This window comes from Thermomonas fusca (assembly GCF_005862345.1).
Classification (GTDB): Bacteria; Pseudomonadota; Gammaproteobacteria; order Xanthomonadales; family Xanthomonadaceae; genus Thermomonas; species Thermomonas fusca.
Map to the genome: position 1 here is coordinate 156780 of NZ_SROY01000006.1, position 9772 is coordinate 166551.

General features: G+C 69.3%; 9 protein-coding genes. 7 read left to right on the plus strand and 2 right to left on the minus strand.

Features of this window, described 5'->3' with window-relative positions:
• Positions 1 to 91 precede the first annotated feature (91 nt).
• From E5S66_RS12385 to E5S66_RS12410, 6 genes are all read left to right on the plus strand, one after another.
• Positions 92 to 1384: an efflux RND transporter periplasmic adaptor subunit gene (locus E5S66_RS12385; protein ID WP_138349729.1), complete on the plus strand. Its 1293-nt coding sequence runs from the start codon at positions 92 to 94 to the stop codon at positions 1382 to 1384.
• Between the two features lie 74 nt (positions 1385 to 1458).
• Positions 1459 to 2175, plus strand: a complete 717-nt coding sequence (locus tag E5S66_RS12390; protein WP_138349695.1) for an ABC transporter ATP-binding protein — start codon at positions 1459 to 1461, stop codon at positions 2173 to 2175.
• A 10-nt stretch (positions 2176 to 2185) separates the two neighbouring features.
• The gene (locus tag E5S66_RS12395) at positions 2186 to 3490 is read left to right on the plus strand and encodes an ABC transporter permease (RefSeq protein ID WP_138349697.1); all 1305 of its coding nucleotides are present in this window, start codon (positions 2186 to 2188) and stop codon (positions 3488 to 3490) included.
• Between the two features lie 43 nt (positions 3491 to 3533).
• Complete coding sequence (locus tag E5S66_RS12400) at positions 3534 to 4757, plus strand: ABC transporter permease (protein ID WP_138349699.1); 1224 nt, start codon at positions 3534 to 3536, stop codon at positions 4755 to 4757.
• Between the two features lie 31 nt (positions 4758 to 4788).
• Positions 4789 to 6126: a sigma-54-dependent transcriptional regulator gene (locus E5S66_RS12405; RefSeq protein WP_138349701.1), complete on the plus strand. Its 1338-nt coding sequence runs from the start codon at positions 4789 to 4791 to the stop codon at positions 6124 to 6126.
• A gap of 35 nt (positions 6127 to 6161) precedes the next feature.
• Entirely contained in the window at positions 6162 to 7436 is a 1275-nt protein-coding gene (locus tag E5S66_RS12410) for a sensor histidine kinase (protein WP_138349703.1), read from the plus strand.
• 28 nt (positions 7437 to 7464) lie between these two features.
• On the opposite strand, the gene E5S66_RS12415 is transcribed toward E5S66_RS12410, so the two are convergent.
• A complete protein-coding gene (locus E5S66_RS12415; protein WP_171033552.1) occupies positions 7465 to 7773 on the minus strand; it encodes a hypothetical protein in 309 nt (102 codons plus the stop codon).
• Positions 7774 to 7785: 12 nt separating this feature from the next.
• A complete protein-coding gene (glmU, locus tag E5S66_RS12420) occupies positions 7786 to 9168 on the minus strand; it encodes a bifunctional UDP-N-acetylglucosamine diphosphorylase/glucosamine-1-phosphate N-acetyltransferase GlmU (RefSeq protein ID WP_138349707.1) in 1383 nt (460 codons plus the stop codon).
• 77 nt (positions 9169 to 9245) lie between these two features.
• On the opposite strand from glmU, the gene E5S66_RS12425 reads away from it, so the two are divergent.
• Positions 9246 to 9632, plus strand: coding sequence for a GtrA family protein (locus E5S66_RS12425; RefSeq protein ID WP_138349709.1), 387 nt, complete (start codon positions 9246 to 9248; stop codon positions 9630 to 9632).
• The last annotated feature ends 140 nt before the right edge of the window (positions 9633 to 9772 follow it).

The following is a 9772-nucleotide window of genomic DNA, read 5'->3' on the forward strand; positions in this document are numbered from 1 at the left end:
GCTGCCATCAAATCCATATATATCAATCACTTGTGATTGGCACGCGGATTGCTCAAGGACAGGCATGGACCCTTCTTCCACCGACGCCCGCATGGACAATCACCGCCGCATCCGCGACACCTCCGGCCAGGACCAGGTCATGGCCACACCCTTTCGCCCCGGCCGTCGCAGGCGGATCGCCATCGCCGCGACCAGCGCCGCCTTGGTGCTGGCGCTGGGCGGCTGGGTGGCCTCCGGCTGGCTGTCGGGCGACCGCTCGTTCGACGCCTCGCGCCTGCGCATCGCCAGCGTCACCCGCGGCGACCTGGTGCGCGACCTCAGCGCGGAAGGCCGGGTGATCGCGGCCAACAGCCCCACCCTGTACGCGATCGCCGCCGGCACCGTGGCGCTGCAGATCGTCGCCGGCGACAAGGTGGCGAAGGGCCAGCCGCTGGCGGTGATCGACAGCCCCGAGTTGCGCAGCAGGCTGGTGCAGGAAGAATCCACCCTTGCCAGCCTGGAGGCCGAAGCCAGCCGCGCCGTGCTGGATGCGCAGATCGCCCGCGCCAATGCGCAGCGCGCGCTGGACCAGGCCAGCGTCGACCGCACCGCGGCGATGCGCGACCTGGAGCGCTACCAGCGCGCGTACGACGGCGGCGCGGTGCCGCAGAACGATCTCGCCCGCGCGCAGGACCTGATGAAGAAGGCCGACATCGGCCTGTCCGCGGCTCGCAAGGATTTCTCGCTGCAGAGCAGCGGCGCCGGCCTGGATGCGCGCAACAAGCAGTTGCAGGCGCAGCGCCAGCGCGCGGTGGTGGAGGAAGCGCGCCGGCAGGTGGATGCACTGACCCTGCGCGCGCCGTTCGATGGCCAGGTCGGCCAGGTGCAGCTGCCGCAGGGCACCCAGGTCGCGACCAACGGGCCGGTGCTGAGCGTGGTGGACCTGAGCCGCTTCGAGGTCGAGATCAAGGTGCCGGAAAGCTTCGCCCGCGACCTGGGCATCGGCATGCCGGCGCAGATCAACGCCAACAACGCGCGCTACGCCGGCGAGATCGCCGCGGTCTCGCCCGAGGTGGTGAACGGCGAGGTCACCGCCCGCGTGCGCTTCACCAAGGGCAGGCAGCCGCCGGGACTGCGCCAGAACCAACGGCTGTCGGTGCGGATCGTGATGGACACCCGCCGCAACGTGCTGATGGTGGAGCGCGGACCGTTCCTGGAACAGGACGGCGGCAACCTCGCCTGGGTGGTGGACGGCAGCAGCGCGACGCGTCGCCCGATCCGCACCGGCACCTCCAGCCTGTCCTCCGTGGAAATCGTCTCGGGCCTGAAGGTCGGCGACCGCATCGTCGTCTCCGGCACCGACCAGTTCGGCACCGCCGAACGCGTCCGTATTTCCGGCGACTGACGCCACGCCCAGCCCATACCCCATCGCTCAACTTCGCATTTTCCGACCAGACAACTGCACAAGGAATCATCGCCATGCTCGACATGCGCCAGGTCACCAAGGTCTACCGCACCGAACTCGTGGAAACGCACGCGCTGCGCTCGCTCGACCTGCAGGTCGGCGAGGGCGAGTTCGTCGCCGTCACCGGGCCGTCGGGCTCGGGCAAGACCACCTTCCTCAACATCGCCGGCCTGCTGGAGGAATTCACCGGCGGCGACTACGTGCTCGACGGCGTCAACGTGAAGGGCCTGAACGACAACGCCCGCTCGCGCCTGCGCAACGAAAAGATCGGCTTCATCTTCCAGGGCTTCAACCTGATCCCCGACCTCAACCTGTTCGACAACTGCGACGTGCCTTTGCGCTACCGCGGCATGCCGGCATCGGAGCGCAAGCTGCGCATCGAGGACGCGCTGGGCCTGGTCGGGCTGGGGTCGCGGATGAAGCATTACCCGGCGGAGCTCTCCGGCGGCCAGCAGCAGCGGGCCGCGATCGCCCGCGCGCTGGCCGGCAGCCCGCGCCTGCTGCTGGCGGACGAACCGACCGGCAACCTCGACTCGCAGATGGCGCGCAGCGTGATGGAGCTGCTGGAGGACATCAACCAGCAGGGCACCACCATCGTGATGGTCACCCATGACCCGGAGCTGGCCGCGCGCGCGCAGCGCAACGTCCACATCGTCGACGGCATGGCCACCGACGTGGTCATGGACGCCGCCATCGCCCACCCGCCGCACGCCCACGTCGCCACCGCCTGAGGACACCGCCATGTTCGGCTATTACCTCAACCTCGCCCTGCGCAGCTTCCGCCGCAACCGCGTGCTGACCGCGCTGATGGTGCTGGCGATCGCGCTCGGCATCGGCGCCAGCATGACCACGCTGACCGTATTCCACGTGCTCTCCGGCGACCCCATGCCGCAGAAGAGCGAGCGCCTGTTCTACGTCCAGCTGGACCCGGAAACGCGCGACGGCTACAAGCCCGGCGCGGAACCGCAGGACCAGCTCACTCGCTTCGACGCCGAGGAGCTGCTGCGCCAGAAGCAGGCCAAGCGGCAGGCCATGATGACCGGCGGCGGCGGCGTGGTGGAGCCGGAAGGCAACAAGCTCAAGCCGTTCACGGTTGGCCTGCGCTATACCTCGGCCGATTTCTTCGCGATGTTCGAGGTGCCGTTCCTGCGCGGCCGGGCCTGGACCGGCGGCGACGACGACGGCCGTGCGCGGGTGACGGTGGTGACGCGGGAACTGGGCGAAAAACTGTTCGGCGGCAGCGACCCGGTCGGCCGCGAACTGCGCATCGATGGCCACGCGCTGCGCATCGTCGGCGTGATCGACGAATGGCAGCCGGCACCGCACTTCTACGACCTCAACACCGGCCGCTACGACAGCGACGAGCAGGCGTTCGTGCCGATCAGCGCCGCGCTGGACCTCAAGCTGGGGCGCAACGGCAGCATCAACTGCTTCGGCCGCAGCATGGTCAACGACCCCACCGCGCAGAACGTGCCGTGCAGCTGGATGCAGTACTGGGTGGAGCTGGAGAGCGCCGGCGACGCTGCCGCGTACAAGCGCTATCTCGACAGCTATTCCGAACAGCAGCGCAGCGCCGGCCGCTTCGAGCGCCCGGCCAATACCCGCCTGCGCAACGTGATGGAGTGGCTGGAGTTCCGCCAGGTCGTGCCCGGCGATGTGCGCCTGCAGATGTGGCTGGCGTTCGCCTTCCTGCTGGTCTGCCTGCTCAATACCGTCGGCCTGCTGCTGGCCAAGTTCCTGCGCCGCAGCGGCGAGATCGGCGTGCGCCGCGCGCTGGGCGCGTCGCGGATGGAGATCTTCAAGCAGTGCCTGGTCGAAGCCGGCACGGTCGGCGTGGCGGGCGGCGCGCTCGGCCTGGTGCTGGCCCTGCTGGGGCTGTGGGCGGTACGCCAGCGCCCGGCCGAATACGCGCAGCTGGCCCACCTGGACGGCGGCATGCTCGCGCTGACCTTCGTGCTGGCCATCGGCGCCAGCCTGCTCGCCGGCCTGCTACCCGCCTGGCGCGCGATGCGCGTGCCGCCGGCGCTGCAGCTGAAATCGCAATGACCCGCGCGACACCGCGCGGCACCTGACATCCCGGAGAATCCCGATGGAAATCCGTCCCATCCTGTCCACCCTGTCGCGCCACAAGACCGCGGCCGCGCTGATCGTGCTGGAGATCGCGCTGACCTGCGCGATCCTGTGCAACGCGCTGTTCCTGGTCGCGCAGCGGCTGGAAACCCTCAACATGCCCAGCGGCATGGACGATGCGCACCTGATCATGGCCCGCGCCACCGGCATCGGCACCCAGGTCGATGCCAACGCCCGCACCCGCGAGGATCTGGCCGCGCTGCGCGCGATCCCCGGCGTGACCGACGTGGTGATCGTCAACCAGACGCCATTCCGCAATGGTTCCTGGAACACCTCGCTCGGCACCAGCCCCGACCAGGAAGTACCGACCCTCAACGCGGCACAGTACATGGTCAGCGAAGGCACCCTGAAGGCGATGGGCCTGAAGCTGGTCGCCGGCCGCGACTTCCAGGCAGACGAGTTCCGCAACACCACCGAACTGGAAACCGCGACCGACGCATCCGCGCTGAAGTCGCCGCTGATCCTCAGCGCCGCGGCCGCGCGCAAGCTGTTCCCCGATGCCAGCCCGCTCGGCAAGACCGTGTACATGGCCGACGTCCCGCTGACCGTGGTGGGCGTGGTAGAGACCCTGGTGCGGCCGGCGCGGATGGGCGGCAACCGCGACTACTCGCTGATCTTCCCGTTCCGCATGCACTTCGCCAACGGCGGCATCTACCTGGTGCGGGTGGCCGATCCGGCGCGGCGCGACGAGATCCTCAAGCAGGTGGACGCCACCTTGGAGAAGGTCGATCCCAACCGCCTGATCCAGCCGTCGATCACGTTCTCCGAGAACCGCCGCGAATTCTTCGCCGACGACCGCGACATGATCGGCCTGCTGCTGATCGTGTGCGGCCTGCTGTTGCTGGTCACCGCGCTGGGCATCGTCGGCCTGGCCAGCTTCTGGGTGCAGCAGCGGACCAAGCAGATCGGCATCCGTCGCGCGCTGGGCGCCAGTCGCGGGCAGATCCTGCGCTACTTCCAGACCGAGAACTTCCTGCTGGCGACGATGGGCATCGTGCTGGGCATGGTGCTGGCGTTCGGCATCAACCAGCTGCTGATCAGCAAGTACGAGTTGCCGCGGCTGCCGCTGTCCTACCTGCCGATTGGCGCGCTGGGCCTGTGGCTGCTGGGCCAGCTGGCGGTGCTCGGCCCGGCCCGACGCGCCGCGTCGGTGCCGCCGGCCGTGGCCACGCGCTCGGTCTGATCCCGCCACCGCTGCCACTACAATCGCGCCCATGCCCGTCATCCTGGTCATCGACGACAACCCTTCGGTCGGCACCGCGCTGGACGTCCTGTTCTCGCTGCACGACATCCGCACGCTGTGCGCGCAGTCGCCGGAGCAGGGTCTGGACATCCTGGCGCGGGAGCCGGTGGACCTGGTGATCCAGGACATGAACTTCGTCGCCGACACCACCTCCGGCGACGAGGGCGTGGCCCTGTTCCACCGCATCCGCCAGAGCCATCCCGACCTGCCGGTGATCCTGCTGACCGCATGGACGCACCTGGAAGCGGCCGTCGACCTGATCAAGGCCGGCGCCGCCGACTACCTGGCCAAGCCCTGGGACGACCGCAAGCTGGTGGCCACCGTCAACAACCTGCTTGAGCTCGGCGACAACCGCCGCCAGCTGGAGCAAACGCGCGCCGGCGAACGCCGGCGACGCACCGTGCTGGAACGCGAGTACGACCTGCGCGGCATCATCTATGCCGACCCCGCCAGCGAAGCCGCGCTCACCCTGGCCTGCCAGGTCGCCCGCGCCGACATCCCGGTGCTGATCAGCGGCCCGAACGGCGCCGGCAAGGAGCGCTACGCCGAGATCATCCACGCCAACTCGCGGGTGGCGCAGGGGCCGTTCGTCGCCCTCAACTGCGGGGCCCTGCCCGGCGAACTGATCGAAGCCGAGCTGTTCGGCGCCGATGCCGGCGCCTACACCGGTGCCAACAAGCCACGCGAGGGCAAGTTCGAGGCGGCCGATGGCGGCACCCTGTTCCTCGACGAGATCGGCACCCTGCCGCTGGCCGGGCAGGTGAAGCTGCTGCGGGTGCTGGAGACCGGCTGCTTCGCGCGGCTGGGCAGCAACCGCGAACGCCACGTGCAGGTGCGCATCATCAGCGCCACCAACGCCGACCTGCCGACCCTCATCGCCGAAGGGAAGTTCCGCGAAGACCTGTTCTACCGCCTCAACGGCATCGAACTGCGGGTGCCGCCGCTGGCGGCCCGCCCGCGCGACATCCTGCCGCTGGCGCGGCACTTCCTCGGCGCCGGCAAGCATCTGGGCGAAGACGCCGAACGCGCGCTGCAGCGCCATCCCTGGCCCGGCAACGTGCGCGAACTGCGCAACGTGATGCAGCGGGCGGTGCTGCTGGCCCGCGGCGATACCGTCAGCGCGGCAGACCTCGGCCTGCCGCCCGCACCCGCGGGCGCATTGCCTGCAGGCGAGGATCCGGATCGCGCACTGATCGAGGCCGCGCTGGCCCGCAGCGGCGGGGTGCTGGCGCAGGCGGCGGCCGACCTCGGCCTGTCGCGGCAGGCGCTGTACCGCCGGCTGGACCGGCTCGGTATCCCGAGGACCTGATGCGCGTCCTCCGCGTCCTGCCCATCGCAGTCCGCATGATCGCCATCGCGGCGGCGGGCATCGCGGCCACCGCCGCCGCCACCGCGCTGCTGGCGCAATGGCTGCAGCCGTGGGCCGCGGCGCTGCTGGCGGCGGGCGTCATCGGCGCACTGGTGGGCGCGGTGATCTGGCGCGCGTTGGTGCCGATGCGTGCCCTGTTCCGCGCCCTGGCCGGCACCGTGGCCAGCTACCGCGACGGCGACTTCAGCTTCGGCATCACCTGGGACAAGGCCAGCGACCTGGTCGAGCTGGTGGACGCCCACAACGCGCTGGGCACCGCCCTGCGCGAACAGCGATTGGCGCTGGTGCAGCGCGAACTGCTGCTCGACACCATGGTGCAGAACACACCGGTCGCGATGGTGCTGCTGGACCCGTCGCGGCGCATCGTGCTGGGCAACCTGGCCGCACGCCGCTTGTTGGGCAACGGCAAGCGGCTGGAGGGGCGCGACTTCGACAAACTGCTGGACGATGCCGATGCGGCAGTGCGCGATGCGTTCGCGCGCGGCGGCGACGGCATGTTCACCGTCGGCAAGGACGATGACGAGGACATCTACCACCTGTCGCGGCGCCGCTTCCGCCTCAACGGCCGCGTCCATGAACTGGTGCTGCTGCGCCAGCTCACGGCCGAACTGCGGCGGCAGGAGGTGCAGACCTGGAAGAAGGTGATCCGCGTGATCAGCCACGAGCTGAACAACTCGCTCGCCCCGATCGCCTCGTTGGCGCATTCCGGCGCGGAGTTGCTGCGGCGCGGCCAGCACGAACGGCTGCCGTCCGCGCTGGCCACCATCGAGGAGCGGGCGCGCCACCTGGAAGGCTTCATCCGCGACTACGCGCGTTTCGCCAAACTGCCCTCGCCGCGCCTGGCGCCGCTGGAATGGCGGCGCTTCGTCGCCCAGCTGCGCACGCAGGTGGAGTTCGTCGCCGAAGTCCAGCCGGCCGACGGCATCGCCCGCGTCGACGCCGCGCAGCTCGAACAGGCGCTGATCAACCTGCTCAAGAACGCGCACGAATCCGGCACTTCCCCAGGCGATGTGCGGCTGTCGGTCCGGCGCATCGCGGACGGCTGGCGCATCGAAGTGCTGGATCGCGGCAGCGGCATGAACGAGGCGGTGCTGGCCAACGCGCTGCTGCCGTTCTATTCCACCAAGCGCCACGGCACCGGCCTGGGGCTGGCGCTGGCGCGCGAAATCGCGGAGGCCCACGGCGGCCGCATCGCCCTGCTCAACCGCGACGGCGGCGGCCTATGCGTGTCGATGGTGCTGCCGGGTTAAGACGCCGTCGCCGCGCGCCGCCGCCGCATCACAGCGCCGCCTGCACCGCCCAATAGCCAAGCAGCAGCACGCCGGCCACGATCTGCACTGCCAGCCCCACGCGCAGCATCATCCGCGATCGTCGCCGCTGCAGGCGCAGCGCGAACCCACCAGCGAGCAACAGCAGGCCATAACCGATGGCCCACGCAAACCAGGCGATGCCAACGCCGATGCAGCCGAAGTTCTCGCAATACGTCCGCCACAGGCCGATGCCAGACAGCGCAAGCGCAAGCGCGCCAACCGCATAGGTCACCGCCAACAGGCGCGGGGCCAGTTGCCTCAGGCGTGGTAGCAGCATCGCCACGTCCACTCAGTCCTGCTTCTTCACCGGACGCCGCCAGCCGTCCACGGTCTCCTGCTTGGGCCGCGCCAGCGTCAGCTTGCCAGCCGGCGCGTCCTTGCCGATCACCGAGCCGGCACCGATGGTCGCGCCTTCGCCGATGGCGACTGGTGCCACCAACGAACTGTTGGAGCCGATGAACGCGTTGTCGCCGATCGTGGTGGTGGACTTGTTCACCCCGTCGTAATTGCAGGTGATGGTGCCGGCACCGATATTCACGCCGGCGCCAACTACCGCATCCCCCAGATAGGTCAGGTGGTTGGCCTTGCTGCCACGCCCCAGACTGGTCTTCTTGGTCTCGACGAAGTTGCCCACGTGCACGCCTTCCGCCAGCACGGTGCCGGGGCGCAACCGCGCGTAGGGGCCGATCTGCGCGCCGCCTTCGCAGATCGCGCCTTCGATATCGCAGTGCGCGGCCACCACCGTGCCGGCGCCGATGCGCGCGTCCCTGATCCGGCAGAACGGGCCGATGCGCACGCCGTCGCCCAGCACCACCTCGCCCTCGAACACCACGTTGGCATCAAGCTCGACGTCCCGGCCCACGCGTACGCTGCCGCGGATGTCGATGCGTGCGGGATCGACGACGCGTGCGCCCTGCAGGCACAGCGCACGCACCTGCCGCAGCTGGAACGCGCGCTCCAGCTGCGCCAGCTGCCAGGAATCGTTCGCGCCCTCGGTTTCCAGCGAGTCGTCGACGATGGCGATCTCCGCCGCGGCGTACTCGCGCGCGGCGGCGGCGAACACGTCGGTGAGGTAGTACTCGCCCTGCGCGTTGTCGTTGCGCAGCTCGGCCAGCCAGCGCCGCAGCGCGCCGGCCCCGGCGGCGATCACACCGGTGTTGACCAGATGGATCCGCCGCTGGGCGGCGTCTGCGTCCTTGTGCTCGACGATCGCGGCGACATGGCCCTCGGTGTCGCGCACGATCCGGCCGTAACCGGTCGGATCCGGCGGCTCGGCGGCCAGCACCGCGAGCGAGCGCGGCGCATCCAGCAGGCGCTGCAGGGTTGCCGGCGTGATCAGCGGCACATCGCCGTACAGCACCAGCACGCGCGCATCATCCGGAATGCCGGGCATCGCCTGTTGCACGGCATGGCCGGTGCCAAGCTGCCGGGACTGTTCGGCCCAGTGCAGGTCGGGCTGATCGGCGAAGGCCGCGCGCACCTGCGCGCCGCCATGCCCGAACACCACGTGGATGCCCGCCGGCGCCAGCTGCCGCGCAGCGTCGATCACGTGCGCCAGCATCGCCCTGCCGGCAATCGCCTGCAGTACCTTCGGCAACGCCGATTTCATCCGTTTGCCTTCGCCGGCAGCAAGGATGATGACGTGCAGCGGCGAAGCGGACGGATTCGGCATGGTGCGGATTCTCCTTTCGGTGACAGCGGCGATTCTAGCGGTCGCAGCCCCGCTTCCGCTGCGTCACAATCATCGACATGAGCCTGCGTCGCCATCTTGGGGGTTATGCCGCGGTCGGCCTGCTGCAATGGGCGGTCGAATACGCGGTCATGCTGGCACTTAGTCAATGGGTGTTGCCGGTCGCCCCGGCCAATGTCGCCGGGCGCATTTCCGGCGCGCTGCTGGGATTCTGGCTGAACGGCAAGTGGACCTTTTCCGGCGATGGTCGTCAGCTTGGCAGGCGCGCCGCGCGGCGGTTCCTCGTCATGTGGGTTGCGTTGACGGTGCTCAATACCGTGGCGGTTGACCTGGTTGACCAGCAAGCGGGTTTGGCGGCCGCGCAATCGTTGAAGCCGCTGTTCGATGTATTGAGCGCGGGTCTTGGCTTTGTGTTGTCGCGGCACTGGGTATACCGGACAACTTGAGAAGTTCCGCTTGCGGCTCGCGGCTGCGCCTGCACCGGGTGCAATAGCCCCGCCCCAGTCGCCCCGCGCCGCGAGTCGCGGTTATTGATTGTCGTGCTGGAAGATATCCGGATGCAAAAAGACAAAACCCCAGCTTGTTG

What these genes read in the sequence shown, in the direction of transcription:
- E5S66_RS12385 (WP_138349729.1), top strand. Translation starts at nt 92, where the DNA reads ATGGACAATCACCGCCGCATCCGCGACACCTCCGGCCAGGACCAGGTC.
- E5S66_RS12390 (WP_138349695.1), top strand. Translation starts at nt 1,459, where the DNA reads ATGCTCGACATGCGCCAGGTCACCAAGGTCTACCGCACCGAACTCGTG.
- E5S66_RS12395 (WP_138349697.1), top strand. Translation starts at nt 2,186, where the DNA reads ATGTTCGGCTATTACCTCAACCTCGCCCTGCGCAGCTTCCGCCGCAAC.
- E5S66_RS12400 (WP_138349699.1), top strand. Translation starts at nt 3,534, where the DNA reads ATGGAAATCCGTCCCATCCTGTCCACCCTGTCGCGCCACAAGACCGCG.
- E5S66_RS12405 (WP_138349701.1), top strand. Translation starts at nt 4,789, where the DNA reads ATGCCCGTCATCCTGGTCATCGACGACAACCCTTCGGTCGGCACCGCG.
- E5S66_RS12410 (WP_138349703.1), top strand. Translation starts at nt 6,162, where the DNA reads ATGATCGCCATCGCGGCGGCGGGCATCGCGGCCACCGCCGCCGCCACC.
- E5S66_RS12415 (WP_171033552.1), bottom strand. Translation starts at nt 7,773, where the DNA reads ATGCTGCTACCACGCCTGAGGCAACTGGCCCCGCGCCTGTTGGCGGTG.
- glmU (WP_138349707.1), bottom strand. Translation starts at nt 9,168, where the DNA reads ATGCCGAATCCGTCCGCTTCGCCGCTGCACGTCATCATCCTTGCTGCC.
- E5S66_RS12425 (WP_138349709.1), top strand. Translation starts at nt 9,246, where the DNA reads ATGAGCCTGCGTCGCCATCTTGGGGGTTATGCCGCGGTCGGCCTGCTG.